This is a genomic window from Streptomyces abikoensis (assembly GCF_014648775.1).
Classification (GTDB): Bacteria; Actinomycetota; Actinomycetes; order Streptomycetales; family Streptomycetaceae; genus Streptomyces; species Streptomyces abikoensis.
On the sequence record NZ_BMRT01000002.1, the window covers coordinates 70993 to 96701 of the forward strand.

General features: G+C 71.9%; 21 protein-coding genes. 11 read left to right on the plus strand and 10 right to left on the minus strand.

The window, feature by feature from the left end; translation table 11 throughout:
- The first annotated feature begins 12 nt into the window (after positions 1-12).
- Complete coding sequence (locus IE096_RS07225) at positions 13-1491, plus strand: purine-cytosine permease family protein (protein ID WP_189449831.1); 1479 nt, start codon at positions 13-15, stop codon at positions 1489-1491.
- Positions 1492-1507: 16 nt separating this feature from the next.
- Here the strand turns inward: IE096_RS07225 and IE096_RS07230 are convergent, their stop codons facing one another.
- Both IE096_RS07230 and IE096_RS07235 read right to left on the minus strand, forming a co-directional pair.
- Positions 1508-2917 carry a selenium-binding protein SBP56-related protein gene (locus IE096_RS07230; protein ID WP_189449832.1) on the minus strand — a complete coding sequence of 470 codons (1410 nt, stop codon included), beginning with the start codon at positions 2915-2917 and terminating at the stop codon, positions 1508-1510.
- A gap of 125 nt (positions 2918-3042) precedes the next feature.
- The gene (locus IE096_RS07235; RefSeq protein WP_189449841.1) at positions 3043-3708 is read right to left on the minus strand and encodes a transglycosylase SLT domain-containing protein; all 666 of its coding nucleotides are present in this window, start codon (positions 3706-3708) and stop codon (positions 3043-3045) included.
- A gap of 386 nt (positions 3709-4094) precedes the next feature.
- Here IE096_RS07235 and IE096_RS07240 point away from each other — a divergent pair, with 386 nt between their 5' ends.
- A complete protein-coding gene (locus tag IE096_RS07240; protein ID WP_189449843.1) occupies positions 4095-4514 on the plus strand; it encodes a DUF7144 family membrane protein in 420 nt (139 codons plus the stop codon).
- A gap of 66 nt (positions 4515-4580) precedes the next feature.
- Here the strand turns inward: IE096_RS07240 and IE096_RS07245 are convergent, their stop codons facing one another.
- A complete protein-coding gene (locus IE096_RS07245; protein WP_189449845.1) occupies positions 4581-5900 on the minus strand; it encodes an aldehyde dehydrogenase family protein in 1320 nt (439 codons plus the stop codon).
- Positions 5901-6102: 202 nt separating this feature from the next.
- Here IE096_RS07245 and IE096_RS07250 point away from each other — a divergent pair, with 202 nt between their 5' ends.
- On the plus strand, positions 6103-7308 hold the full coding sequence (locus tag IE096_RS07250) for a cytochrome P450 (RefSeq protein WP_229820017.1): 1206 nt from the start codon (positions 6103-6105) through the stop codon (positions 7306-7308).
- Positions 7309-7417: 109 nt separating this feature from the next.
- On the opposite strand, the gene IE096_RS07255 is transcribed toward IE096_RS07250, so the two are convergent.
- On the minus strand, positions 7418-8089 hold the full coding sequence (locus tag IE096_RS07255; protein WP_189449847.1) for a hypothetical protein: 672 nt from the start codon (positions 8087-8089) through the stop codon (positions 7418-7420).
- A gap of 299 nt (positions 8090-8388) precedes the next feature.
- On the opposite strand from IE096_RS07255, the gene IE096_RS07260 reads away from it, so the two are divergent.
- From IE096_RS07260 to IE096_RS07280, 5 genes are all read left to right on the plus strand, one after another.
- Positions 8389-9048, plus strand: coding sequence for an NADPH-dependent F420 reductase (locus tag IE096_RS07260; RefSeq protein ID WP_189449851.1), 660 nt, complete (start codon positions 8389-8391; stop codon positions 9046-9048).
- 152 nt (positions 9049-9200) lie between these two features.
- Entirely contained in the window at positions 9201-9860 is a 660-nt protein-coding gene (locus tag IE096_RS07265; protein WP_229820018.1) for a zinc ribbon domain-containing protein, read from the plus strand.
- Positions 9861-10147: 287 nt separating this feature from the next.
- The gene (locus tag IE096_RS07270) at positions 10148-12019 is read left to right on the plus strand and encodes a transglycosylase domain-containing protein (protein WP_229820019.1); all 1872 of its coding nucleotides are present in this window, start codon (positions 10148-10150) and stop codon (positions 12017-12019) included.
- 179 nt (positions 12020-12198) lie between these two features.
- The gene (locus tag IE096_RS07275) at positions 12199-13083 is read left to right on the plus strand and encodes an NAD(P)-dependent oxidoreductase (RefSeq protein ID WP_189449857.1); all 885 of its coding nucleotides are present in this window, start codon (positions 12199-12201) and stop codon (positions 13081-13083) included.
- A gap of 17 nt (positions 13084-13100) precedes the next feature.
- Positions 13101-13697: an HD domain-containing protein gene (locus IE096_RS07280; protein WP_189449859.1), complete on the plus strand. Its 597-nt coding sequence runs from the start codon at positions 13101-13103 to the stop codon at positions 13695-13697.
- Between the two features lie 72 nt (positions 13698-13769).
- Here the strand turns inward: IE096_RS07280 and IE096_RS07285 are convergent.
- The 5 genes from IE096_RS07285 to IE096_RS07305 all read right to left on the minus strand — a co-directional run bounded on the left by IE096_RS07285 (position 13770) and on the right by IE096_RS07305 (position 20169).
- Positions 13770-14665 (minus strand): IS5 family transposase gene (locus tag IE096_RS07285; protein WP_189450872.1). Its coding sequence is split into 2 segments (ribosomal slippage): positions 13770-13859 and positions 13862-14665, totalling 894 coding nucleotides; the frame shifts between segments, so codons are not numbered across the junction.
- Positions 14665-16197, minus strand: a complete 1533-nt coding sequence (gene mhpA, locus IE096_RS07290) for a bifunctional 3-(3-hydroxy-phenyl)propionate/3-hydroxycinnamic acid hydroxylase MhpA (RefSeq protein WP_189449861.1) — start codon at positions 16195-16197, stop codon at positions 14665-14667. The genes IE096_RS07285 and mhpA overlap by 1 nt, the downstream gene beginning before the upstream one ends.
- Positions 16194-18089, minus strand: coding sequence for an acyl-CoA synthetase (locus IE096_RS07295; protein WP_189449863.1), 1896 nt, complete (start codon positions 18087-18089; stop codon positions 16194-16196). Before IE096_RS07295 ends, mhpA begins: the two co-directional genes overlap by 4 nt.
- Positions 18086-19027 (minus strand): fumarylacetoacetate hydrolase family protein, encoded by a 942-nt coding sequence (locus IE096_RS07300; RefSeq protein ID WP_189449865.1) that lies wholly within the window; start codon positions 19025-19027, stop codon positions 18086-18088. The genes IE096_RS07295 and IE096_RS07300 overlap by 4 nt, the downstream gene beginning before the upstream one ends.
- A complete protein-coding gene (locus tag IE096_RS07305) occupies positions 19024-20169 on the minus strand; it encodes a VOC family protein (RefSeq protein WP_189449867.1) in 1146 nt (381 codons plus the stop codon). The genes IE096_RS07300 and IE096_RS07305 overlap by 4 nt, the downstream gene beginning before the upstream one ends.
- Positions 20170-20312: 143 nt before the next feature.
- Here IE096_RS07305 and IE096_RS07310 point away from each other — a divergent pair, with 143 nt between their 5' ends.
- The 3 genes from IE096_RS07310 to IE096_RS07320 all read left to right on the plus strand — a co-directional run bounded on the left by IE096_RS07310 (position 20313) and on the right by IE096_RS07320 (position 23522).
- The gene (locus IE096_RS07310) at positions 20313-20960 is read left to right on the plus strand and encodes a TetR/AcrR family transcriptional regulator (protein WP_189449869.1); all 648 of its coding nucleotides are present in this window, start codon (positions 20313-20315) and stop codon (positions 20958-20960) included.
- A gap of 161 nt (positions 20961-21121) precedes the next feature.
- Positions 21122-22768, plus strand: coding sequence for an MFS transporter (locus IE096_RS07315; RefSeq protein ID WP_189449871.1), 1647 nt, complete (start codon positions 21122-21124; stop codon positions 22766-22768).
- A 31-nt stretch (positions 22769-22799) separates the two neighbouring features.
- The gene (locus IE096_RS07320; protein ID WP_229820020.1) at positions 22800-23522 is read left to right on the plus strand and encodes an LmeA family phospholipid-binding protein; all 723 of its coding nucleotides are present in this window, start codon (positions 22800-22802) and stop codon (positions 23520-23522) included.
- Positions 23523-23891: 369 nt separating this feature from the next.
- On the opposite strand, the gene IE096_RS07325 is transcribed toward IE096_RS07320, so the two are convergent.
- On the minus strand, positions 23892-25643 hold the full coding sequence (locus IE096_RS07325) for a pyridoxal phosphate-dependent decarboxylase family protein (RefSeq protein ID WP_229820092.1): 1752 nt from the start codon (positions 25641-25643) through the stop codon (positions 23892-23894).
- Between the last annotated feature and the right edge of the window lie 66 nt (positions 25644-25709).

A 25709-nucleotide genomic window follows, 5' to 3' on the forward strand; every position in this document is an offset into this window, starting at 1 on the left:
AGTGTGGCACCCATGACGACGACGCCGGAGCGACCGCCCCCGTCCCCCTCCCCCTCCCCGTCCCCGCTCGCCATGGAGCGCCGGACGATCGACCCGATACCCGAGGAGGAGCGGCACGGTTCGCCGGCCGGCCTGTTCACCCTGTGGTTCGGCGCGAGCATGCAGATCACGGCGGTCGTCGACGGCGCGCTGGCGGTGGTCTTCGGCGCCGACGCGCTGTGGGCGATCCCGGCCCTGCTGATCGGCAATGTGCTCGGCGGCGTCGTCATGGCCCTCCACTCCGCCCAGGGGCCGCGGCTGGGGGTGCCTCAGATGATCTCCAGCCGGGCGCAGTTCGGCGTGCTGGGCGCCGTGGTCCCGCTCGTGCTGGTGATCCTCATGTACCTGGGGTTCGCCGCCACGGGCAGTGTGCTGGCCGGGCAGGCCGTCCGCAGGATCCTCCACCTGCCCGACGCCACGCTCGGGATTCCGTTGTTCGGGGCGCTGACCGCCGTGGTCGCGGTCGCCGGATACCGCCTCATCCACCTCGCGGGCCGGGTCGCGACCGTGACGGGCATCGTGGGGCTGGGCTATCTCGTGGTCGCCGTGTTCACCCGCTACGACGTTCCCGCGCACGTCGGTGTCAAGCCGTTCGACGCCGCGACGTTCCTGCTCGCCGTCTCGCTCGGGGCCGGCTGGCAGCTGACGTTCGGCCCGTACGTGGCCGACTACTCCCGCTACCTGCCCCGGTCGGCCGGCGAACGCGCGACGTTCCGGGCGACGTTCGCGGGCACCGTCACCGGCTCCGTGTGGGCCATGTCGCTGGGCGCCCTGATCGCGGCCGTCGCCGGGGACCGGTTCCTGTCCGACCAGGTCGGCTTCGTCGGCGAGCTGGCCGGGCCGGCGGCCCTGGGGTACGTCATGTACCTGGTGGTGCTGGTCGGCAAGGTCACGGCCAACTGCCTCAACGCCTACGGCGGTTTCATGTCGGTCCTCACGACGGTGACGGCCTTCGACGGCCGCTCGCGGATCACACCGGCCGCGCGCGTCGCCTACATCACGGGGTTCTCGGCGGTGGCCACGGTCATCGCGATGGCGGCCAGCGCGGACTTCCTCGACAACTTCAAGAACTTCATCCTGTTGCTGCTCACGGTGTTCACGCCGTGGAGCGCCATCAACCTGGTGGACTACTACCTCGTCTCGCGCGAGCGCGTCGACGTCCCGGCGCTGTACGACCCGGACGGCCGCTACGGCCGCTGGAACGTTCCGGCGCTGAGCTGTTACGCCCTCGGCATCCTCGCCCAGGTGCCGTTCCTGGCGACGAAGCTGTACACCGGACCGCTGACTTCCCTGCTCGGCGGCGCGGACGTCTCCTGGATCGTCGGCCTGGCCGTCACCTCGGCCGTCTACTATCCCTGGGCCCGCCGCACCACCACCGTCGACGACGCGGCCGATGCCCCGGAGGCGTCGCGGGGGCGGCTGCTGCCGGACGCCCCGCAGCACACGAAGTGACTGCGGGGCCGCCGGGTCAGCGGAAGCAGTACGAGTCGGACGAGGCGTCGCCGCCCTGCAGGCGCGTCTGGTGGACGCGCAGGCCCTGGAAGTCGTCGCCGTGCGGGAAGAAGCGCGGGTCGGCCGCCAGGCCGCCGTGGCCGGTGTCCGCGTCGAGCTTCGCCATCCAGGGCCGGATGCCCTGGGGGTGGAACTGGTCGTCCCACGCGCCGTACAGCGAGTTCGTGACGTAGACGCGCCGCCCGTCGCGGCTGAGCTCCAGCATCTGCGGCCCGCCGGTGAGCGGGACGCCCGGGGCCGCGGGATGGGGCTCGCGGCCCGCGATGCCGCCCAGCCGGACGGAGGCGGCCCGCCGGGGGTGGAACGGGTCGCTCACGTCGTACTGGAGGAGCTCGCCGGTTCCCCACGCGGACACGTACAGCCATCGGTCGTCGACGGACAGGTTGATGTCCGTGACCAGCGGTGGCACCGCCCCGAACGGCTTGAGCGCCGGGGGCAGGTCCTCGGGCGCGGCGGGCTCCGCCGGGATCGTGATCACCTTGCGGACGGCGAAGTCCGGCCCGTCCCGGTGCCAGAGCCAGACGGACGCGGACAGGTCCGCCACGCTGACGACCACCCCGGCGAAGCCCCACGTCGCCTCGGGGTCGTGCGCGGGCCGCAGTTCCAGCACCATCTGGTGCTCGTCGCCCAGGTCCACCCGCTGGAGGTGACGACCGGTGCCGAGCTCCCAGAAGTGCAGCGCGTGGCCGTACCCGCGCCGGAGGAGCAGCTCCGCGTCGAGCCCGTTCTCGACCATCGACGGGGTGCCCCACTCGCTGGTCACCGCGATGTCGTGGCCCAGGTGCCACCAGACGTCGTACGCCAGGTGCTGCGGCCCCCGGTCGGTCTCCCAGGGGCGCAGCACGTCGAAGGTCTCGTGGTCGAGCAGGGCGACGCCGCCGGGCCCCTCGGCCCCGTAGGCGCCGCCCAGGCAGGAGAGGAAGACCCCGCCGGGGCCGCAGTGGAGGGTGTGGGGTCGCGAGTAGCCCGCCTTGGCGGCCAGTTCGTCGGGCTCGATCACCTTCACCAGGCGCGGGCGGGCCGGGTCGGGGCGGGTGTCGAAGACGTGCAGCCGGGAGGAGCGCAGCCCGGGGAGGATAAGGAAGCGTCGCTGGGGGTCGCTGTGGCAGGCGTGGGCGAGCGCGCTGGAGCACGCGTTCCAGCCGAAGTGGTGGAGTTCGTCTCCCAGGTTGGGTAACCGTGCCGTGTTCACCACGCGCCCGTAGGAGGGCGAGCCGGGGTCGGTGTCCACGGTCATCAGCGCGTCGGGCTGCCGGGCCGTGCGGTCGAAACCCACGACGTAGGCGAGCTTCTCCGGTGGCGCGGCGACGGCTTCGGCAGGGGTGCGGTAGAGGGTGGGATCGCTGTGGGACAGGGAATCCGCCATGGCCGGTGAGGGTGCCACATCCCGGCGGGCGGGCCAAGGGAGCGTGCGGGCGTATGCGGGAAGGGCGGCGGCGCCCCGGGGTGGGGTGCCGCCGCCCTTCGCGACGCGTGGGGGTTCTGTGGCTCTTAGTACGCGGAGTTGACGTTGTCCATGGAGCCGTACTTGTCGGCCGCGTAGGCGCAGGAGGCGGTGATGTTGGCGACCGGGTCGTAGATGTCCCAGGAGGTGCCCTCGACGTGATACGCCTTGAACGTCGGGTCGATGATCTGCAGCAGACCCTTCGACGGCACACCGTTGACGGCGTTGACGTCCCAGTCGTTGATCGCACGCGGGTTACCGGTCGACTCACGCATCACATTGCGCTTGATGCCGTCGTAGGAGGCCGGGATGCCCTTGGCACGCAGGATGTCCATGGACTCCTTGATCCAGCCGTCCAGGTTGTCCGCGTAAGCCTTCTTCGCCGGGGCGGCCGGCTTGGCGGCGGGCTTCAGCGCGGCGCGCTCGGTGGAACGGCTCGCGCGGTCCTGGCCGGCCTTGGCGGCGTCGGTCTTGGCCTTCGCCGCGGCCTGGGCCTGGGCGAGGGCGGTGTCGGCGGCCCGGCCGATCTCGGCCTGCTGGGTCTCGCCGAAGGAGCCGGCGTTCTGCGCCACCGTCTTCACACCGGTGGTCTCGGCGGCGGTGGCCGGGACGGCGGCCAGGGCGACAGCGGCGCCGGCGGCCACCAGGACAGCGGTGGCGGAGATCTTGTGGGCCTTGGGCAGAGCGGTATAGCCGGAGATGGTGGAGCGCATAACTGAGCTGAACCTTCCAATCGCGTAGTCGCCGGTGGCCGTCATTGGCGCGAAACAACAGCGCCGTTTCTCGGTCCACGGCGCCAGGCGACCCCGCAATTGTTAGCGGCCGGAAAACCCGCTGGCAAAGGTGTGACCTACTACGCCACACCCAAGAAAACCAGGTTCAGACCACCCGAGAATGTCCAATTCGCCCCACCGCGGCACAACGTCCGCCACTACCCCGCTTCGTAAGTGAGCCAGGTCTCATGGCCGGGCTCACACGCCGCACCCTTTTCCCCCACCCACCGCGATCGTCTTCGCACGGTATGTGAGCGGGCCTTTCCGCCCCGCCTAGCGGTCCCTCCGCACCCGGCACAGGATGGAGAGAAGAAGGAGGTGGGCCCATGTCATCACCCCTCGACCCCCGTACCGACAGCTCCCAGGCAGCGGCCGAAGGGCTGACCCTCTTCGCGGCCGTGATGATGCTGATCGTGGGATTCCTGGACCTCTTCCGGGGCCTCATGGGCATCGTCCATGACCGCGTCTTCGTCTCCACGCCCCACTACGTCTTCAAATTCAATACGACGAGCTGGGGCTGGATTCATCTGCTCCTGGGAATTCTCGCCATCATGGTGGGCGTCGGCCTGTTCAAGGTGTCGCTCTGGGCCAGGATCCTCGGCATCGCCGTGGCGGCACTGCTCATCATCGCCAATTTCCTGTCCATCCCCTACTACCCGCTCTGGTCGATCGTGGTGATCGCCATTTGCGCCTTTGTCATCTGGGGCCTGTGCGTCGTCCGGCGCGAGGAGTCTCCGCCCGGTTGACGCCGCGGGCGCTTCCACCCGCGCTCGCCGAGGTCAGCGGGCGCGGGCGTACCGCCGGCGTTTTCCTCAGCCGAGCGGCTTCTCCAGCACCGCTTTGCGGTGGCTGAACGTCTCGATCGAGTAGCGGCCGTGGTAGTTGCCCATGCCGCTCTCGCCCACGCCGCCGAACGGCAGGTCCGAGACCGTGAGGTGTGCGACGGGCAGGCCGAAGCCGAGACCGCCGGAGGAGGTCTCGGACGCCAGACGACGGCGCGTCTCGTCGGATTCGGTGAAGGCGTACAGCGCCAGCGGCTTGTCGCGGTCGTTGATGAAGGCGATGGCCTCGTCCAGGCCCGAGACCGTGACGACGGGGAGGATGGGACCGAAGATCTCCTCGCTCATGACCGGGGAGCCGGGGTCGACGTCGGCCAGGACCGTCGGCGCCAGGTACTTCGTGGCGCGGTCGGCGTGGCCGCCGGTCACCACGCGGCCCGAGTCGAGCAGAGCGGTCAGGCGGTCGAAGTGGCGCTCGTTGACTATGCGCCCGTACCGCTCGGACGTGGCCGGGTCGGTGCCGTACAGCGCCTCGACGGCCCTGACGAGGGCGGGTTCGAGCGCGCGGGCCGTGTCCGGGTCGGTGAGGACGTAGTCGGGCGCGACGCAGGTCTGGCCCGCGTTGAGGAACTTGCCGGACGCGAGGCGTGCCGCGACCGTCTCCAGGTCGGTGTCGCGGTCGACGAACACGGGGGACTTGCCGCCGAGCTCGAGGGTGACCGGGGTGAGGTGCCGGGCAGCGGCGGTCATGACGATGCGGCCGACGGTGCCGTTGCCGGTGTAGAAGATGTGGTCGAAACGCTCGGCCAGCAGCGCCGTGGTCTCGGGGATCCCGCCCTCGACGACGGCGACCGCGTCCGGGTCGAGGTGGCGCGGCAGCAGCCGGGCGAGGACGGCGGAGGTGGCCGGGGCCAGCTCGCTGGGCTTGGCGACGACGGCGTTGCCCGCGGCCAGCGCGCCCACCATCGGGGTCAGCAGCAGCTGGGCCGGGTAGTTCCAGGGGGCGATGACCAGGACGACGCCCAGCGGGTCGTACTGCGTCCACGCCGTGGCGCCCGCGAGGTGGGGCGGGACCGGCGCCGGCTCGGGGCGCAGCCAGGCGGCGAGGTGGTCAAGGGTGTGGTCGATCTCGCGGATGGTGAAGTCGATCTCGGTGCGGAACGCCTCGTAGGAGCTTTTGCCCAGGTCCGCGTGGAGGGCTTCGACGAAGTCCGCGGGGTGGTCGGTGAGCATGGCCCGCAGGCCGCGGAGCTGGGCGACGCGCCAGCTCATGGGCTTGGTGCGGCCCGTGCGGAAGGTGGCGCGGAGCCGGGCGACGGCGTCGGCGGGCGGCTCGGGGGCAGGCTGGTGCATAGTGCCTCGTTCTCGGGTGCGGGGGCGGTCCGGCCGTTGCTTGATGTCCTCAAGCAACCACTTAGATGTAAAAGCCAACATTTAAAATTGTCAAGTAAACCCGGGTAGCCACGTTCCTAAAATCATCCTTTCGTCGGCTCTCTTGTCCTTCACCCCCGTGCGCGTAGCTTTGACACAAGCTGCTCCTCGCAAGGAGACCGTCGTGGCCGACCTCGACAGCTCCCGGATCTACGACTGCGCCGACGTACCGGCGCTCGACTTCGACCCCTTCCTCCGAGAGTCCCTCTCGCGGGCACCGGTCTCGCGCATCCGGGTGCCGCACGGGGACGGCGACTGCTGGCTGGTGACCCGGTACGACGACGTCCGGTTCGTCACCTCGGACCCCCGCTTCAGCCGCGACATCCTGGGCCGCTCCGCCCCCAAGATGACCCGGCACACCATCCCCCTGGACCGCGCCGTCAGCTACGCGGACCCCCCGGAGCACGCGCGCGTACGGGCCGTCGTCGCCCCGGCGTTCAGCCAGCGCGCCGTCGACCGGCTGCGGGGCCCGGCGCAGACGCTGCTCGACCGGCTGATCCACGACCTGGAGGGCGCGGGCCCGCCCGCCGACCTCGTCCATCACGTCGTCTCGCCGTTCCCGCTGGAGATCATCGGCGAGGTGATCGGAGTGCCCGCCGCGGACCGGCTGCTCTGGCGCGAGTGGACGCAGGTGATCTTCACCCGGGTCCACGACGAGGCCGCCGCGGCACGGGTGGAGCGGGTCAAGGAGTCCGCGCGCGACTACTTCCGCGCGCTCGCGGCCCTGCGACGCGTCGCGCCCCGCGACGACCTGATGAGCGCGATGGCGGCCGCCGTCACCGCCGGCCGCATCGACGAGGACGAACTCCTCGCCCTCGCCACCCTCCTCCAGCTCAACGGCTGGCACGCCGTCCGCAACAACGCCGCCAACATGGTGTACGCCCTGCTCACCCACGAGGGGCTGGCCGACCGGCTGCGCGAGCGGCCGTCGCTCGTCCCCCAGGCCGTCGAGGAGCTCCTGCGCTGGGTGCCCCACAAGCACGCGATCGGGCAGCCGCGCGTCGCCACCGAGGACGTGGAGGTCGGCGGAGTCCTCATCCGGGCGGGCGAGTTCGTCTACGTCTCCTACGTCGCCGCCAACCGTGACGAGCGGGTGTACGACGACCCGGACCGGATCGACTTCGAGCGCCGGGGACCGCAGCACGTGGCCTTCGGGCACGGCCCGCACTACTGCGTGGCGCCACTGCTGGCCCGGATGGAAGCGGAGCTCCTGCTGTCGAACCTGGTCACCCGCTTCCCCCGGCTGCGGCTGGCGGTTCCGGCGGAGGAGGTGCGCTGGCAGACCGACGTCGTCATCCGGGGGCCGGTGGGTCTCCCGGTCGCCTGGTAGCGGGGCGGAACGCTTCGGCCGCGCGCGCGACGTGCGGTCCTTCGCCGTCCACGGCGTCGCGCCGGCGGCACGCCCGGCCATGCGGGCCGGGCGGCCGGCGGGAGCCGGCTCAACCGTGGCCGGCCGGCTCGGTCAGGCTGGTGACGAACTTGCGCAGGGTGCCCCGGACGACCGGGGTCACGCCGTGGACGAGCTGCGCCCCGTAGACCACGGCGGTACCGACGGGCGCGTCGACCGTCCAGCGGGCCCGTGGCGTGCCGGCGAGCCAGTCGGCCTCCTGCAGGCCGTGCCCCGGCCCCGGGCGGCGGGTGAAGTGCATCCCCATGGCGAAGTCGGTCTCCTGCGGCTCGGCCTCGCCGCCGCACCACACGCTCCCGGAGCTGGTGGTGTCGATGAAGAAGTCACCGCCCAGCTCCGCCGCGCGGACGACCACGGCGAGCCGGGCGACCCGGCGCGGCCCGTCGAAGGCGTGCCGGTCCAGGCCGTGGAGATGGGGCGGGACGCGGTCGCCCACGGCCCCTTGGTACATCCCCCACGGAGTGCAGCCCGCCAGGGACGGCGCGACCCGGCGGACGGCCGGCAGCGCGCGCCGGGCCGCCTCGGCCAGGACGTCCTGGACCTCGGGCACCGGGAACAGCTCCTCGTAGCGCGCCGCCCGCGCGACCGTCCACGGCACCTCGTCGAGGTGGGCGTCCACGAGCTTGTTGAGCCGGGCGATCTCCTCGGCGGTCAGGAACTCCTCCACCGAGTGGGTGATCAGTGTTTCGCTGACATGGATCACGAGCGCGTCTCCCCTTTCCTTTCGCTTCGCTCTCTGCGCCGGATCTCACCGCGCACGAAGGGACGTCACGAAGACACGTGACGCCCCCAGGCAACCCCGGCGGTCGTCCGGGTCGCCAGGAGGCGCGGACGGCGCACCCCAGCACCCGGCGGGCGCACGGCGCGCGCTCCCGGCCGCGGGTGTCGCCGCCGGTTTCACGCCGGCGAAACATCACTGACACACGGGACGGAATGGACCCCCTGCTCAGGAGGTTGTCCATTGGCGCGACACACGGTCGCCCCCTTCCGGAAGGACGCTCCATGAAGATCGGCATCATCGGCGCCGGCAACATCGGCGGCAATCTGACGCGGCGTCTCACCGCTCTCGGCCACGAGGTGTCCGTGGCCAACTCGCGCGGCCCGCACACCCTCACGGAGCTCGCCGAGGAGACGGGCGCCACGCCCGTCACCGTGACCGAGGCCGCGCGCGGCGCGGAGGTCGTGGTGGTCACCGTCCCGCTGAAGGCCGTCCCGGACCTGCCGTCCGGCCTCTTCGACGGGGCCGCGGAGGGCTTCGCGGTCATCGACACCAACAACTACTACCCCAAGGAGCGCGACGGCCTCATCGCCGCCATCGAGGACGGCCTCACCGAGAGCCGCTGGGTCGAGCGGCACCTGGGCCACCCGGTGATCAAGGCGTTCAACGGCACGTACGCCCAGGACATCCTCGACGCGCCGCGCCCCGAGGGCGACCCGGAGCGGCTCGCGCTCCCGGTGGCCGGGGACGACGAGGCGGCCAAGCGCACGGTCCGCGCGCTCATCGGCGAGCTGGGCTTCGACACGGTCGACGCGGGCGGGATCGACGACTCCTGGCGCCAGCAGCCCGACACCCCCGTCTACGGGCTGCGCGCGGGCGTCGAGGCCGTCACCAAGGCTCTCGCCGAGGCGTCCCCGGACCGGCCGGCGGCGTTCCGGGCGTGACCCGGGGCCGGGCCCCTCGCCCCGCCCGGCCGTGTTGACCACCTCGAACGGCAATTCCCCCGTCAAGCGACCCCGGCCGGCAGAACCGGGGACGCCATGACCGGCGTCGTGGGGCTAGAAGAGCCACCGTCCAGTCCATGGGGGAGCACGGGGTGAGCACGGAGATCTACTTCGCGAACAACTACCGGGATCTGTGCGAGCAGCACGGTACGGCGTCGGGTTTCCAGTTCGAGTTCTACTGCTGGCGCTGCCACGACACCTGGCGCTCCCCCTTCGAGCCCTACCGGGGCGGACGGCTCGCCGGGTGGCTCAACCGGGGCATCGGGACGGCGCCGGGGCTGCTCGGCAGAGCGTGGTGGGGCGTCACCAGCGCCGCCGAGGGGCTGGCCGGCTCGGGCTGGGGGAACGCGCGCGACGCGGCGTTCCAGCGGGCGATCGGCGCGGCCCAGGGCCACTTCAACCGCTGCGCGCGCTGCGCCACATACGTGTGCGGCCGCTGCTGGCACCCGGAGCAGGGCCTCTGCTTCACCTGCGCCCCGGACAGCGCGGGCGAGATGATGGCGGCCCGGCAGCGGGGCGTCAACGACATGGTGACGCAGCAGGCGTACGACGAGGGTCAGCGCCAGGGCAAGGCACAGGACGGGCGGACGACGCGCCAGCTCGTCTGCCCCCGGTGCCGCGCCGAGTGCCACGGGGGCCGGTTCTGTCCCGGCTGCGGCTACGAACTCGCGCGGCAGGCGTCGTGCTCGTCCTGCCGGGCCACGCTGCCGGACGGCGTGACGTTCTGCCCCACGTGCGGCCAACGCCAGTAGGGACCGTCCGTCCCTCCTGTCACACAATGCTCATGAAGTGCTGGTCAACCCGGTATCGCTCGACGTCATCTCAGTGATCACAAACGATCACACCGACGTCAGCACGAGCCATCTCTTCGAGGAGCGACCGGCCCTTGAGCAAACACCGGCACACGTCACGTCCGCGCAGTCACAGCCGCAGCCGAGGGAAGGAAGGAGCGGCGGCCGGGCGGCGGTTCGTCGACTATCCGCGCCGGGGCAGACGCGGCGTGCGGCGATGGTTGCCGTCGTGGCGGCTGACTTCGGCCGTGTTCGTCCTCGGCGCGGGCGGGACGGCCGGGCTGTTCGCCTATGTGTACGCGAGCGTCGACATCCCCGACGAGAACATGGCGGCCCGTCAGGAGGCCAATATCTACTACTGGTCCGACGGTACGCAGATGGTGAGCACCGGTGCCCTCAACCGGACCATCATCCGGCTGTCGGACGTGCCGGGTTCCGCCCAGAACGCGGTGATAGCCGCCGAGAACGAGAGCTTCTACCGTGACTCCGGCGTGTCCTTCAAGGGCTTGGCGCGGGCCGTGGCCAGTACGGTCCAGGGGAAAGAGACCCAGGGCGGCTCGACCATCACCCAGCAGTATGTGAAGAACACCTATCTCTCGCAGGAGAAGACCGTCTCCCGCAAGGCCAAGGAGTTCGTCATCGCGCTGAAGGTGGACCGGTCGAAGAGCAAACAGGAGATTCTTCAGGGCTATCTCAACACCAGTTGGTTCGGGCGCGGCGCCTATGGGATCGACGCGGCCGCCCAGGCCTATTACGGCATTCCCGCGAAACAGCTGAATCCCAGTCAGAGTGCTCTGCTGGCCGCGCTGCTGAAGGGCGCCGAGCTGTACGACCCCTCCGCGGGGCCGAAGAACCACGAGCGGGCGCGGGAGCGCTGGGCGTGGATCCTCGACCGGCAGGTCGCGACCGGCCGGATGCCGCGCGAGGAACGGGAGCGGTACCGGACGTTCCCCGAGCCGCTCAAGAAGTCCACGTCGACCAGCCTGGGCGGGCAGACCGGCTATCTCGTGGACGTCGTCAACAAATACATCAAACAGCGCGCCCTCCTCACCGACCAGGACCTCGCCCACGGCGGCTACCGGATCCACACCACGTTCGACAAGGACCGGACGCGTCAGCTGACGAAGGCGGTGGAGAACGTGCTGGAGCGGGACATCGACCCGAAGAAACGCGAAGCCGACGCGCACGTCCAGGTCGGCGCCGCCTCGGTGCGGCCCTCGGACGGTGCGCTGCTCGCGCTGTACGGGGGCCCGGACGCCACCAAGCGGTTCGTCAACAACGCCGACACCGCCGGCGTTCCGGCCGGCTCCGCCTTCAAGCCGTTCGTCCTCGCCGCCGCCCTGCGGCACGGCGCGCGCGCCTCGCGGGACGGCGAGCGGCAAGAGGTGACCTCCGGCAGCCACTACGGGGACGACGGCACGCTCGTCCAGCCGTCCGGTGACGCCCCCGGGCCCGACGACGCCCACCCCACGCTCCGCCAGGCCCTGGCCACCGGGGGCAACGCCACCTACGCACGGCTCGGCCGGGACGTGGGGCTGGAGCGGGTGCGGGACACCGCCGTCGCCGCCGGACTACTGAGGGACAGCTTGGCCCCGCTGGACGACACCTTCCCCATCGGCACCTCCACTCCCAGCGCGATCCGCGTGGCGGCCGGCTACGGCACCTTCGTCAACCGCGGGCTGCAGAACGACCCGTACTCGGTGACCAAGCTGGTGAAGGACGGCCGGTCCGTCGGCGGCTTCGAGAGCAGGGCGAAGGCGAGCCGGGCGCTGCCCGAGGACGTGGCGACCGAGGTCGCGGACTCCCTGCGCGAGGCCGGGGAGCGGAGCGTCGGGGACGCGCAGGGCGTCGACGAGCGCACCGCCCGGGCCGTCGGCCCGTTCGCGGCGGGCCGGACCGGGGACCAGGACCGGCTCAGATCGGCGTGGTTCGTCGGCTCCACGGAGGAGCTGTCCACGGCGGTGACCATGTTCCGTACGAAGCCGGACGAGCCCCAGTTGCTGCCCATGTCGGATGTGGGCGGTGCGGATTCACGGCGTGGAAGCGTCTTCCCGGCCCGGATCTGGACGGATTACATGGGGGCGTACGTGGCGTCCAGGAATTCCCGCGGAAAATCCTGAGCAGGGCGGGGCAGGACGGGGCCGGGCGGACCGGAGGGTACTGGTGTGCCGTCCGGTGTCGTCCGCTCATGTCATTCCGCGTGGATAGACGGATCGCGGCGCGGGGAGAATCGGTGAAGATGCCTACACAAGGGCACGTTTCTCCATTCTCATTTGACTTCACGAAATAGGGGGGAATCGTGGGTTCGAAAGTGACCGTCCTCGGGCTGGGGGCGATGGGGGCGACACTGGCCGGGGCCTTTACGGCGGCCGGCCACCGTACGACCGTCTGGAACCGGACCGCGGGCAGGGCCGGCGCCCTGATGGAGCGCGGCGCCGTGGAGGCGCCGTCGGCCGCCCAGGCCGTGGCGGCGAGCCCGCTGGTCGTGATCTGCGTGACGGCGTACGACGCGGCCCACGACGTCCTCGGCCCGCTGACCGCCGGCCTCGCGGGCTCCACGCTCGTCAACCTCACCTCGGGCTCGCCGCCGCAGGCGCGGGAGACGGCCGCCTGGGCGGAGCGGCACGGCATCGCCTATCTCGACGGCGCGCTCATGTCGACGCCGTCGGGCATCGGCGATCCGGACTTCCTCCAGCTCTACAGCGGCCCGCGCGCCGCCTTCGACCAGCACCGCGAGACGCTCGCCGCGCTGGGCCACCCGGTGCACCTGGGCACCGACCCGGCCCTGCCGTCCGTCTACGACAGCGCGCTGCTGGGCCTGCTGTGGTCCACGCTGACGGGCTGGCTGCACAGCGTGGCGCTCATCGGCGCCGAGGGCCCCGGTGGCGGGGTGACGGCGACGGACTTCACGGACGTGGTCAACCACTGGATGAAGAGCGTCGGCTCCTTCATGAACGCCTACGCCCCGCAGATCGACGCGGGCCGCTATCCGGGGGGCGAATTCCCCCTGACCCTCCACCATTCGATGATGAAGCTCCTCGGTCACGCGAGCGAACTGCGCGGCGTGGAGCCGGGCCTGCCGGATTTCCTTCAGCAACTGACGAGCCGCGCGATCGCGGCCGGGCACGGCGACGACAGTTACGCACGGCTGGTCGAGTTCCTCCGCAAGAACGCAAACCACTGAATTGCTAGGCTGCCCGGATGATCGTTCCCACGGCGCGGGAGATACGCGCGCTGCACGAGAAGTACGCGCCGACGCCGGCCGCGCTGGAACTCGTCCACACGCATTGCGAGATCGTCAGCCATATCGCGGAGCAGCTGCTCCCGCGTACCGGTCCCCAGCTGGATGCCGATCTCGTGCGCGCCGGGGCGCTGTTGCACGACATCGGCGTCTACCGGCTCTTCGACGCGTCGGGGCGGCTCGATACGCGCGACTACGTCCGGCACGGCGTCCTCGGGCACGAGATCCTGCGGGGTGAGGGGTTCCCTGAGCGGCTGTGCCGGTTCTGTTCGTGCCATACCGGGGTGGGCATCTCCCGGGAGGACGTCCATCGCCAGAAACTGGACCTGCCCGTCGCCGACTATCTGGCCGAGACCGGCGAGGAGCAGTTGGTGATGTACGCGGACAAGTTCCATACGAAGAGCACGCCGCCGAAGTTCCTCTCCGCCGATTCCTACGCCGTCCACGTGCGGCGGTTCGGCGAGGACAAGGTCGGCGTCTTCAACGATCTCCGCACCCGGTTCGGCGAACCGGATCTCGCGACGCTCAGCGCGCGCTACGGGCACGCGCGGGCGTGAACGCGCTCCGCGCGCCGTTCGGCGCGCGGAGGCGCCGCACCTGTCGGGCCCCAGAGCCTGTCTGACAAATAATCAGCCGACGGGTTCTCGCAGCCACAAGATCAGAGCGCCTATGACAATCCCAGCTCGGTAGCGTTCGGCGAGCTTGTCGAACCTCGTTGTTCGATGGCACGGAACTGCTTGAGGCGGGCGAAGCATCGTTCGACTACGTTGCGGGTGCGGTAGATGTTCTTGTCGAAGGCGGGTGGGCGACCGCCCTGGTCCCCACGACGTCGCCGGTTGGCCATCTGGTCGCGGCGTTCGGGGATCGTGGCAGCGATGCCCCGGCGCCGCAGCAAGTGGCGTATCGCCCAGCTGGAATACGCTTTTTCGCCCAGTAGCCGTGCCGGTGTCGTGCGAGGTCGTCCCGTCACGGTACGCGGGATGCGGATGCTGTCGAGGACCTGGCCGCAAGCTGTGGCGTCGTTGATGTTGCCCGGCGTGAGCACGATGGACAGCGGAAGGCCGCGGCCGTCGATGGCGAGGTGAATCTTGGTGGTGAGGCCTCCACGGGAGCGGCCGAGAGCCTGGCGCGTCTGCGAAGAGCCTGGATCTTCCAGGGTGCCCCCGTCTGCGGCCCTCCTTTTGAGGGCGCTGGCCGAGTGCTGGTGGGCTCGGTTGATGGTGGAGTCGACAGAAACGGTCCAGTCCACCCGGCCCACCGCGTCGTCGCGAACCAGGAGGTACTCCGGCAACGTCGCCCAGATCCCGTCCACTTCCCAACGGGCGAACCGCTCGTAGACGGTCTGCCACGGCCCGTACCGTTCGGGGAGATCGCGCCAGGGAGCACCGGTCCGCAGCCGCCACAGCACGCCGTTGACCACTTGGCGGTGATCACGCCATGGACGGCCACGTCCGCCCTGCTTCGGCAACAGAGGTCCGATCCGCTCCCACGCCGCGTCCGTCAACGCCTCGCCCTGACACGGAATCACCCCCGGACGCGCCCGCAGGAGCTCGACGCGGACAGCAGCCCGCCCAGGGCCTTCGGGTCAGATATGGTGCGTTGGACGGTGCCGTCGGGGCGAACCAGCGCCGCTGCGATGCGGCCCCGGCGGAGCCAGCGGTGCAGAGCGGTGCCGGGCGAGGCGGTGACCAGGACACCACCTCGGTGGTGGATCTCGGAGCGCAGCGCGGGGGTGACGGGTACGAGGGTGACCAGCGCGTAGCGGCCCGCGGCCAGGTCGTCGAAGCGCCGGCCGTCCGGCAGTTGGGCGTTGGGGCACAGTCGTCCCGCGAGGCCGAGGCCGAGCCGTCCGCGGTCGACCAGGGCTGAGCGGTGCAGCGCCGGGGTCCGGCTGTCGAGGATGCGGTTGCTCAGGCCGGGGAGCCGGTGCAGATGGGGCGCGAGGATGCGGCGCAACCTGATGCCGGTGTCCCCGCCGGCGGTCATGGCGGTGCCGACCAGCTTGGCGAGGTTGATCATCGAGCGGGCATGGGGCTTGCGTTCGGTCTCGTAGCTGTCCAGCACGTGTGCGGGGAGGCGGCCGTCGAGGACGGCGGCGAGCTTCCAGGTGAGGTTGGCGGCGTCGCGCAGGCCGGCGCCCATGCCCTGGCCGATGAAGGGCGGGGTGAGGTGGGCGGCGTCGCCGAGCAGGAAGAGCCGCTGCCCGCGCCAGCGGTCGGCGATCTGCGCGCGGAAGGTGTACTCGGCCGTGCGCACGATCTCCAGCTCGTCTGCGGGGAGGTCTCCGGTCCAGGGCCGGACGAGGGGGTGCAGGCGGGTCGTGTCGCGGTAGTCGTCGGCACTTTCACCGGGAAGGAGCTGGAACTCCCAGCGGTAGCGGCGCTCGCCGATGCGCATGTAGGTGGCCGCGCGTACCGGGTCGCAGACCTGGTGCACGCCTTCCCACTGGTGCAGGTCGGCGTCGGTCGCGATGTCGACGACCAGCCAGCGTTGGGTGAAAGTTAGGTCGTGCATGGTGGAGCCGATCGCCCTGCGGGTCAGGCTGTTCGCGCCGTCGCAGCCGAGCACATACCCGGCGGTCACGGTGTCGGCCTCGCCGGTGGTCCGGTCGGTGAACCGTACTCGCGCCGGGTCGCCGTCGGACTGCTCGATCGCGGTGACGTCCACGTTGCCGCGCAGGGTGACGGTCGGGTGCCGTTCGAGGTTGGCGCGCAGCAGCTCCTCCAGTTGGGGCTGGTCGAACATGCTGGCCTCGGGATGACCGTGGCGCCCGAGGGCGGCGCCGCGCCGGAACTCGGCCAGCAGCCGCAGGTCGCGGTCCAGGAGTCGCAGGCCGTGGGCGGGGCGGGAGATGGTGGCGAACTCCTCGGCGACGCCGAGGCGGGCGAGCAGCCGGTAGATCTCGTCGTCGAGGTGGACCGCCCGCGGCAGTGGGTAGACCGACTCCCAGCGGTCCAGCACGAGGGTTTCGATGCCGTACTGGCCCAGCAGTGTCGCCGCGGTCAGCCCGGTGGGGCCGGCGCCGATGACGACGACCGGGACGGTATCGGCGGTCATGATGTCACCGGCCCGAATGTCGGCCGGGACCAGGTCCAGCGCAGGGCGTACTGGAGGAGGACCGCGCTGATGGCCTCGCGGTCACCGGTGCCGGGAGTGACGGACACGAGGACGGACCCGTCCTCGACCGCCGCGTCGACTTCGATGCCGTGGCCGTGGCCGGCCAGGGCCTCTGCGACGGCGAGTCGGGTGGCGTCGGCTCGCAGGGCGAGCTTGTGGGGCTTGCCGACGTCGGTCACCGGCAGGGCGGCGAGGACGGTGACGGACTTCGGTGCGGCCGCGCGTTCCGGGACGCGTTCGGCGGCCCACTGGCGGAGCTCGTCCTCGGTCACGTCCGTCTCCGGGGCGAGGGTCACGTACGCGACCGGGACCTCGCCCGCGTGCGGGTCCGGGCGTCCGACCGCGCCGGCGCCGGTGACGTGCGGATGGGCGAGCAGCGCGTGCTCGATGACGGCCGGGTCGATGTTGTGGCCGCCACGGATGATCAGGTCCTTGGCGCGGCCGGCCAGGTGGACGAACCCGTCCGTGTCGAGGCGGGCCAGGTCGCCGGTGTCCAGCCAGCCGTCCACGAGCTTGCCGAGGCCGTCGAGGACCGGACGGCCCTGGGTGTCGCGGCCGGTGACGTAGCCGGCGAACACGGTCGGGCCGGCGATCGCAAGCAGGCCGGTCCGCCCGGCGGGCAGCCCTGCCCCCGATTCCGGGTGGACGACTTTCACCTGCTGGTAGGGCATGCGCTGCCCGACCGTGCCGGGGCGCGGCGCGTCGGGGAAGCTGCGGACGCTGGCACAGGTGGCCTCGGTCAGGCCGTAGCCCTCGACCAGCGTCACCCCGGTGCGGGCCTCGAATGCGGTTCGGACGGCGTCGGGCAGCGGCGACGCGCCGACCATGGCGTACCGCAGGCTGCTGATGTCCGCCGTGCCGACCGGGCACTGGGCGAGCACCTGGTAGACGGTCGGCACGGCGCTCATCGCGGCGATGCCGTAGTGCTCGACGATCGACCAGAACTCCCCGTACAGGGCGGGTTCGCGATAGCCGAGCGGACCCGCCCACACCACCTGCTGGCCCTTGAACAGCGGCGCCAGCAGCGTGACCACGAGGGCGTTGACGTGGAACAGCGGCAGGGCGGCGAAGACGACGGCGTCGCCGTCGAGCAGCGAGTTGGCGGCGATCATCCAGGCGTTCGCGACCTCGTTCGCGTGGGTGTGGGCGGCGAGCTTCGGGATGCCGGTGGTGCCGCCGGTGTGGAAGAACGCGGCCAGGTCGCCCGGCCGGGGCGGTTCTCCCGTGAATGCGGACGCCTCCTCGGCCCGGGCCAGGTCGGCGAGGTAGGCGATGCGTACCCCGTCGATCCGCGGCAGCGGCGCGGGATCGCCAACAGCCGCCGTGGGCCGAAGCACCAGGACCGCGTCGAGCCCTTCGGCCAGCTCGGGCAGCTTCGCCCACAGGTCCGGGGCCAGCTCCGGGCCCGCGGCAACGAGGACCCGGGCGCCGGAGCGCCGCAGCAGCTCGGCCAGGTGCGCGGGGGCAAGAGCGCCGTTGAGCGGCGCGGCGATGCCGCCGAGCTGCGCGGCGAGCGTCGCGGGGATGAGCTCGGCGCAGTTGGGCGCCATCAGCGCGACCGGGGTGCCGCGGCGGACCCCGAACCGGTGCATGACGTTGGCGTAGCGGTGCACTTCGGCCAGCAGGTCGGCGAAGGTGTACCGCAGCGGCCCGAGCCACCGCTCGGCCTCGGGGAGCACCGTCAGGGCGGTGCGGTCGGGCCAGAGCCATGCGGCCCGGGCCAGCAAGTGGTAGGTGGAGGCGGGAAGGCCACGGGCTTCCAGCGGCACGGCCTCGATCGTGGCCAGGTCGTCGGGGCCGCGGTAGCAGGGCCACAGCAGGTCCTCGGTCATCGCGCGTACCTCACCGTCGTGCGCTGGCAGCCGAGGTCGATGGCGCCGTCGTCGGTGGCGACGGCGGCCTCCACCAGGTCGCCGTCCCGCAGGTACTTGGGGTTCTTGGCCTGGGCCTTGAAGAACAGCCGCCACTTGGTCGCGGCCGGCAGCAGCGAGGCCAGGACCTCGACCGGCTTGGGCGGCGCGCTGAGTGCGGTGCCGACCGGGGTGCCGGTGAGCAGCAGGTCGCCGGGGTCCAGCCGCTGGAAGCGGGTCAATGCCCGGAGGGTTTCGAGGGGCCGGTAGATCATGTCGGAGGCGGGCATGTCCTGCCGCAGGTCCCCGTTGACCCACAGGCGCAGCCGCAGCTCGGCGAACCGGTCGAGGTCGCCTTCCTCCAGTAGCACCAGCACGGGTCCGGTGGGGGTGAAGGTGGGGTAGGACTTGGCCTCGTAGAACTGGGTCTTGGGCAGTTGCAGGTCCCGGGCGGAGACGTCGTTGGTGACCACCAGGGCGGCGATGTGGTCGGCGAGGTTCGCGGCGGTGACCTCGGTTCCGGCCGGCATAGGTGCGCCGATGACGAGGCCGATCTCCACTTCGTAGTCGAGCAGCCGGACGTGGGCGGGTTTGACGATGTCCTCGTACGGGCCGCTGATCGACCCGGACGCCTTGCGGAAGAAGGTGAGCGGAACGCTCTGCGGGTCGAGGCCCGCATCGGCCGCGTGCGAGACGAAGTTCGCCATCTGGGCCACGACCCGGCGCCCCGGGGTGACCGGCGAGAGCACCGCGAGGTCGGCGACCGGCACGCCCGCGTCGGCGCTGTGCAGGGCGGCGGTGACGGAGTCCCGGTCGGCCAGCAGTTCGGCGGTGGTGGCGGCCGTGGTCTGCACCCGGAGGGCGCGCTGCTCGCGGATGGCGTACCAGCCGTCGGCGGTGCGCAGGACATTGACGCTCATCGGTTCATCGCTTTCATCAGGCCCAGCAGACGGCCGGGGTCGATCTCGTTGTCGGCGCGCAGCGCGCGAACGACCTCGCGGAGCAGGGCGGGGGTGGGGCCGGCGCCGAGGAAGTCGCGGGTGGCCGGCGGGCCCCACTGGGCCAGTCCGGACGCGGACATCGGGGCCCAGCCCGGTTCCAGGTCGCAGGAGAACAGGTCGCCGTCGGCGAAGTGCTCGACCATCAGGCGGTCCGGGTCGCGCCAGTAGTCGAAGAGCTGGCTGCCCTGGATGTGCCGGCCGATGCCCCAGCTGCGCTTGTAGCCGCGCTCGGCGAGGTACTGCCCGCCGGCGGCGATCGCGTCGAGGTCGGTGACCTGGTAGGCGGAGTGGACGTAGCCGGTGCGCGGGCCCAGGTGCATCGCGAGGGTGTGGTGGTCGACCGGGGTGCTGCCCTGGTCGCAGCGGGCGAACGCCATGGTGGGCCCGCGTCCGCGCTGGCCGTCCAGGAACAGGAAGTCGCTGACGATCAGGCCGAGGGTCTCCAGGTACCAGTCCAGGGCCTGACCGAACCTCGGCGTCTCCAGCACGACGTGGCCCAGCCGCTGGATGCGGGCCGGTTCGCGCGGCGGGCGCTGGGTGGCGTTGGTCCGGGCCCGCTCCCCGCCGAAGTTGAGCAGGAGCGGGGGCTGTTCGGGCAGGGCCGGGAGCTGCTCGGTGCCGTGGACGACGCGGACCGGGAAGCCGGACGGGTCGGTCAGGTCCACGACCTGCCCGCCGCCGAACTCCCCGAGGTCGCGGACCGGACGGCCGGTGGCCCGGGCCAGCCGGTCCAGGTCCGCGCGCTCGGCGGCCCGGAACACCGGCCCGAGGAACCGCGAGGTGCGGCCGTGGCGCAGCACCACGCACGCCGAGCCGGGCAGGGTGCCGCGCAGGTACAGTGCCCGGCCGGTGCGCGCGGCGACGGCGAAGCCGAAGTCGCGGGCGAACACCTCGGCGCGGGCCAGGTCGGGCTTCTCGAACTCCAGCCAGGCCAGGTCCGCCACCTTGATCACGGGCTGCCGGGCACGGCCGGGGTGTTCCCCGCGCAGCGCCCCGTGCTCACTGTGCAGGTCCTGGTGGGCGGTGGCGGGCCCGGCCGGGCGGGCTCGGTCGTTCGACATGAGGGGGCTCCGTCAGTGGTGGCTCGAACGAACACGCTTCTGATGGGAATATCTGAACTGATAGCAGCATCAGTCTTGGCGGGGTAATCGTCAAGAGTTCGAGTGATGGAGTCATCAGATCTGAACGTGCCTAGACTGGCGGTATGCCGAACCAGCTCGACACCACCGACGGCCCCGCGAGCGCGAACCGCTTCGAGCGCCGCCGAGCGCGCACCCGCCAGGCGCTGATCGCCGCCGCGCGGCAGATCCTGGCCGAGACCGGCGAGACCTCGGCCAGCATCCAGGAGATCGCCGAACGCGCCGACGTGGGCTTCGGCACGTTCTACAACCACTTCGAGACCAAGAACGACCTGTTCGACGCCGCGGTCGGCGACGCCCTGGAGGAGTACGGCCAACTGCTCGACGGCGTCACCGCGGGCATCGACGACCCGGCCGCGGTCTTCGCCGCCAGCATCCGCCTCACGCTGCGGCTGGCCGCCTCGCACCCCGAGATCACCCAGATCCTGCGCCTGCGCGGCCTGCCGCACATCAACGCCGCCACCGGGCTCGGGCCGCGGGCCCTGCGCGACCTGGAGATCGGCAAGGCGTCCGGCCGCTTCACCTTCGAAGACCCGCTCGTGGCACGGTCCGCCGTCGGCGGCGCGCTGATCGGCCTGCTTCAGCTCAACTCGACGCGCGACCTCGACGCAGAGGCCGGCGAGCAGATGGCCGAGATGATCCTGCGCATGCTCGGCCTCCCTGCCGACGAGGCCCACGAGATCGCCACCCGCCCCCTCCCTGACCTCCCCTGACCCCGGCGCGCCGTCGGCCGCGCACCCATCCAGGCCCCCGCACCGTTCCACGGCGCGGGGGCCTGCCGCATCCCCGGCCGTGCGGGCGCACCCTGGGCCTGGATTGATTGTTCGCTGATCGTTCCCTCGTAACTGATGAAAGCATCAGTTACGATGGGTTCATGAAGATGCTCGAGAGCAACAGCTCCGCTGTCCGAACGGGTCGTGGCGGCCAGAGCGGCGTGCTCTTCGCCATGTGCCTCTCCCTCGTCCTGGTCGTGGCCTCGGTCTCCGCACTGAACCTGGCCCTGCCGGACCTCGCCGTGGAACTGGGCGCCACCAACTCGGCGCTGACCTGGATCGCCGACGGCTACACCGTGGCCCTGGCCGCGCTGGTGCTGCCGCTGGGCGCGCTCGGTGACCGGATCGGGCGCCGCAAGGTCCTGATCGCCGGGAACGTGGTATTCGCCGCCGCCGCGGTCTTCGCGGCCTGCTCCTCCTCCACCTCGCACCTGATCGCGTGCCGGGTGGTGATGGGCCTGGGCGCGGCCATGATCATGCCGGGGACGCTGTCGACGATCACCGCGGTCCTCCCCAAGGACAGGAAGGACCGCGGGGTCGCGATCTGGTCCGGCTTCGCCGCGGCCGGGGCGATCATCGGCATGCTCGCCGCCGGCGGCCTGCTGGAGCAGTTCTCCTGGAAATCGATCTTCTGGGCCAGCGGGGCCACCGCGATGGCGTGCGCGCTCGCCGCGCTGCTGCTGGCCCCGGAGACGCGCAGCTCGGTGAAGGAGCACTTCGACTTCCCCGGGGCGGCCACCACCGCACTGGCGGTGGGGGCACTGGTCTACGGGATCATCGAGGGCAACGACCGGGGCTGGACCCGCCCGGAGGTCCTCGCCGCGTTCGCGGTCGCCGTGGTGGCGCTGGCCGCGTACGTGGTCCTGGGCCTGCGCAGCCGCCACCCGCTGCTGGACCCGCGCCTGTTCGGACTGCGCGGCTTCGGGGCGGGCACGGTGGCGATCCTGGTGCAGTTCATGGCCGTCTTCGGGTTCTTCTTCGTCGGCCTGCAGTTCCTCCAGCTGATCCTCGGCTACAGCCCGCTGCACAGCGCGGTCGCACTGATACCGGTCGCGGCCGTCGTCCTGCCCACCTCAGTGGTCACGCCGCGCCTGGCCCAGCGCCTGGGCGTCAAGGCCGTCATGCCCGCGGGCCTGCTGTGCCTGGCCGGCGGCATGTTCTGGCTGACCCTCCTGCACGCCGACAGCGGCTACCTGCCCTTCCTCGGCGCCCTGGTCCTCGCCGGGGCCGGTATCGGCCTGACCAGTGCCACCGGCACCAGCTCCATCGTCGACTCCCTCGGCCCCGACAGCCAGGGGGTGGCCTCGGCCATGAACGACACCGCCCGCGAGGTCGGCTCCGCGATCGGCATCGCGCTGATGGGCTCGGTGTTCTCCAGCCACTACCGCTCCGCACTGCCCGAAGACCTCTCCCGCCTGCCCGCCCAGGCCGCCGAGACCGTGCACCACTCCGCCGCCGGCGGACTCGAAGTCGCGGCCCACCTCGGGGCCCAGGGGCCCGCGCTGGCCGCCGCCGTCCGCGACGCCTTCATGTCCGGCTTCACCTCGGCGATGGAAGTCATCGCGGCGATCCTGGCGGTCGCCGCCATCGTCTGCGCCGTGATCGCACCGCGCCCCGGCCGGAAGGCCCAGGCCGCCGCCGCGCAGCCCCACTGGTCCGCCGAGCCCGAGGCTGCCACGAGGCAGCAGGCCACAGCCCTGGACAGGGACACGGACCTGCTCAACGCGTCCACCGCCGACCGGCCGTAGCGGCCAGAAACAAGGAGCCCTCGTGCCCGTCATGCCCCTCGCAGCGGCGCGCCGCCACCCGGTCCTCGTCGCCGCGGCGACCCTCGTGGCCCTCGCGCTCGGTGTGACCGGGGCCGACCGCGCAGTTGCCCAGTACATCCAGCACTGCACGGCCGATGCCTTCCAGCAGGCCACCGGCACCCCCCGGGCGCCCCAGGTCACCATCGACGGTTTCCCCGTCCTGAGCCAGGTCGTCGCCGGACGCCTGAACCACGTCGGTATCACCGCCCACGGCATCCCCGCCGCCCCCACCGACGACCGTCTGCCCGTCACCCGCCTCGACCTCGACCTCACCGGCGTGCGGCGGTCGGGCGACGAGCAGGCGGCCCGTGCCGACTCCGCCAAGGCCGGCGCCTTCCTGTCCTACGACGACCTCTCCAGCGCCCTTGGCCTCGGCATCACCGCCGGCGACCGGCCCGGCTACGTCGACGCACAGGTCCTCCTGCCCCTGGTCGGGGTCAGCACCGTCACCGCCAAGGTCTCCGCAGGCGCCGCCAACACCATCGTCTTCACCGACGTCCACCTGACGGCCGGCGACCTGCCCGACGCCGGGACGCAACTGCTCGCGAAGATCTTCGACCAGCCGATTCCCCTGCACAACATCCCCCAGGGCCTCCACCTCGACGCCCTCCGGGCGAGCGCGAGCGGCCTGGAAGCCCAGCTCGCCGGCGACAACGTCACCTTCCGAACCGGCGCACCCACCGCCAGCGCATGACGCCGCCAGGCCATCACGGCCCCAGGCCAGAACCCCCACGGGTTCCGCGCCCCCGAAACGGTGACAGTCGGCCAGGACACGCTCCATCTTGGCCGACTCCATCGAAGTTGATGCTCTCATCGGAAATCGAGGCTCGCCGCCTCACCACCGACCGGCCACCCTGATCCAAGGGACGTAACCCGCCATGACGACCTCTCCCAGCACTCCCCTCCAGACATCCGAGGAGGCCGCCGGAGGCCGGGCCGGGCCACCGCGGCGTCCTGTTCTCCATGTGCCTGGCCCTCGTCCTGGTGGTCGCCTCCGTCTCGGCCCTCAACCTGGCCCTGTCGGACCTCGCCGTGGACCTGTCCGCCACCAACTCACCGACCGCTACCGCACCGCAGTCGTCTTGGCTTGATGCTCTTCTGACTCCGTGAATCCACAAGGTGATGGTTTGTCAGACAGGCTGTAGGCCGGTACCCCGTCCAGGACCTCCTCCGGTTCCCCGGCGCGTTCGGTCTCGTCGCGCTCCTCCGCCTGCCCGGCGGCCACGACGGCGGACAGCAGGGCGTCCACCTGGGCGGGGGTGGTGTGCGGGTTGAGCAGGGTGAGCTTGAGCCGTACGCGGCCCGGGCCCCGGCCGGGGAGTTCCGTGCGGCCGACGACCGCCCGGCCCTCCGTCAGCAGGCGGCGGCGCAGCGCCGCGTTGACGCGGTCCGCGTCGGCGGGGAGGCCGGAGGCGGGCCGGTAGCGGAAGACGGCGGTGGTGAGCACCGGGGTGGTGTGGAGCTCCAGCAGCGGGTGGGCCCGGACCGTGGCCGCGGCGTGGTGGGCGAGGTCGTGGCAGGTGTCCACGAGCCGGCCCAGTCCGGCGCGGCCCAGTGCCGCCAGGGTCGCGGCGATCTTGAAGGCATCGGGGCGGCGTGTGGTGCGCAGGGAGAGGCCCAGGAGGCTGGGGTAGCCCGCTTCCTCGTCGTCGGCCGGGTTGAGGTAGACGGCGCGGCGGGCCAGGGGGGCGTAGGTCTCGGCGCGCCGGACCAGGAAGACTCCGGCGGGGGCGGGCTGCCAGCCCAGCTTGTGCCAGTCGAGGGAGAGGGAGTCGGCGCGTTCGACGCCCGCCAGGAGGGGGGCGAGCCGGTCGGAGAGCAGCGCCCCGCCGCCGTAGGCGGCGTCCACGTGGAGCCAGACGCCGTACCGTTCGGCGATGTCGGCGATCTGCGGCAGGGGGTCGATGCCGCCGGTGTCGGTGGTGCCGGCGGTGGCCACGATGGCCACCGGCGTCTCGCCCCGGCCGACGGCCTCCTTGAGGAGCACGTCCAGGGCGGCGGGGTCCATGCGCAGGTCGCGGTCGACGGGCACGGCGGTCACGGCCCGTTCCCCCAGGCCGAGCACGGCGGCGGCGCGCTGGACGGAGAAGTGGGCGGCCTCGGAGGCGAAGATCCGGGGGCTCAGGTCCCGGGGCAGTCCGCCGAGTTCGGTGGCGTGGCCGCCGGCCCGGCCGAGGGCGTGGTCGCGGGAGAGCATCAGGCCCATGAGGTTGGACTCGGTGCCACCGGAAGTGATCACGCCGGCGGCCGTCGCCGGGTCGTAGCCGACGAGGGCGGCGAGGTCGCGCACCAGGGCGGTCTCGAGCTCGGTCGAGGCGGGTGCTTGGTCCCAGGAGTCCTGGGAGGGGTTGAGGGCGCTGACGGCGAGGTCGGCGGCGACCGCGAGGGCGAGCGGCGGGCAGTGGAGATGGGCCGCGCAGGCGGGGTCGGCGGGGTCGGCACTGCCCCGGGCGAGCAGGGTGGTGAGCCGGCGGAGGACGTCCTCGCCGGACGCGGGGGGTTCGCCGGACGCGGCGGGTCCGCTGGCGCGGCCTCGGGCCGGGTGGTTCCCGTCGTCGGCGAGGGCTTCGCCCGGGTGGCCCTGGTCGCTCGGCGCGGCCGGTTCGCCGGTGGCGCTCACGGCCCGGTGGTCCCGGTCCCCGAGCGCGGCCGCGACGAAGGCGGCGACCCCGGCGGGGCCACCGGCGGGCAGCGGCCCGCCACGGAGCGCCGCGCCGTCGGCGAGGCCGGCCAGCACGGCGTCCAGGAGCGGCCGCAGGGCGCCAGGCCCGGCAACACCGCCGGCCAGGGCGGCGCCTGCCGCCAGCGCGGACACGCCGGCCCCCGCGCCAACTCCTGACGGGTCGCCAGCCCCGGACGCGCCGGGCGCGGTCGTGTCGTC